We start from the raw sequence: 1,384 nt of genomic DNA, 5'->3' as shown, positions 1-1,384 counted from the left end.
CTAGATGAGTAATTCCAAGGGTTGTGGTGCGCCGTTAGAATCCGAGTATGGCTCGACGACGGTACGCGGCACGCGGCGTGCCAGGCGGATACCGCGTGTGGGACAACAAGGCTTGCCGTTGGTGGGGCGACCTGTATGAGTTGTGCCCCGATGAGCTGGTGGCCGAGCTCAACAATCCTCACCACCCCGACCGGATCACTGAACTCACCAGGCAGGCGCGAGCCCGCAAGCGTTGAATGCTGTTTGCCGGAGCTGGTAGGTCGCTGAAGTCGTGGGCCGCTGCGCGGCTCGGCCGCGCAGCATACCGAGCAGCTGTCGGGTTCCGTCGTTTCCTCACGGATGTTGCTGTTGTGAAAGTGATTTGTCAGGAAGCGGATTTGAGAAGTTGGGCGAGGGTGTCGTAAGTCAAGGTTGTGAGCAATGACATCGACACCCTCGCCACCGCACTCTATGTCACCACCGACGACCTGTTGAAGCTTCGCTCGGATCTGGCTCCCCAGCGTCCGGCGGTCGGATTCGCGCCCCGATTGACCGACGCCGAACTGGTGACTTTGGCAGTGATGCAGGCGCTGCTCGGGTTCACCTCCGAGGCCCGCTGGCTGCGGTATGCCGGCATGCATCTGCGGCCCCTGTTTCCGTATCTGCCGAAACAACCCGGCTACAACAAGCGGCTACGCAACGCCGCCGCCATGATCATCGCGGTGATTCGGGCCTTGGCCTCCGACACCAGTCTGTGGGCCGACGACGTGTGGGTGGTCGATTCCACACCAATCGAATGCGGCCGCTCCCGCGAAACGGTGAAACGCTCCGACCTGGCCGGATGGGCCGAGTATGGGTACTGCGCCTCGCATTCGCGCTATTTCTGGGGCCTGCGGCTGCATCTGGTCGCCACGCTGGGCGGGCTGCCGATCGGATTCGCCCTGACCGGCGCCAAAGCCGACGAACGTGAGACGCTGATCGGCATCTTGCGCGCAGACCCCACACTGGTCGTGCAGCGGCCGGGGCAAACCCTGATCTGCGACAAGAACTACTTCGGGGCCGGGTTCGAGTCCGACCTGGCCGATGCCGGGCTGCACTTGTTGCGTCCGGCGCGCAAAGGCGAACCCGAACGCCCAGGAAGTGCCCTGTTCAGGCCGCTACGCCAAACCATCGAGTCGATCAACCAAACTCTCAAAGCCCAACTGGACCTGGAACGCCACGGCGCTCGAACCCCAGCTGGAGTCATCGCCCGCATCCTGCAACGCGTTCTCGCGCTCACCGCCGCGATCTGGCACAACGACCGCATCGGCGCACCGATCCACCGCTCGCTGACCGCCTACGATCACTGACCTCTCCCAAGCCAAAGGGGGGACTGCAAAGCCGGTCCCCCCTTGGAATAACTCAT

2 protein-coding genes are annotated in these 1,384 nt (G+C 63.3%); both read left to right on the top strand.

The annotated features are described in order from the left end of the window. Positions 1–47: 47 nt before the first annotated feature. Positions 48–236, top strand: a complete 189-nt coding sequence (locus NA11_RS44525) for a hypothetical protein (RefSeq protein WP_084655607.1) — start codon at positions 48–50, stop codon at positions 234–236. 177 nt (positions 237–413) lie between these two features. Then, the gene (locus NA11_RS43620) at positions 414–1,328 is read left to right on the top strand and encodes an IS982 family transposase (protein WP_069167997.1); all 915 of its coding nucleotides are present in this window, start codon (positions 414–416) and stop codon (positions 1,326–1,328) included. Positions 1,329–1,384 lie beyond the last annotated feature (56 nt).

The organism is Nocardia altamirensis NBRC 108246, from assembly GCF_001612685.1.
GTDB lineage: Bacteria > Actinomycetota > Actinomycetes > Mycobacteriales > Mycobacteriaceae > Nocardia > Nocardia altamirensis.
This window is presented reverse-complemented; position numbering and strand designations above follow the sequence as displayed.

Coding starts and splice junctions, on each gene's coding strand:
- NA11_RS44525 (WP_084655607.1), top strand. CDS start 48: ATGGCTCGACGACGGTACGCGGCACGCGGCGTGCCAGGCGGATACCGC.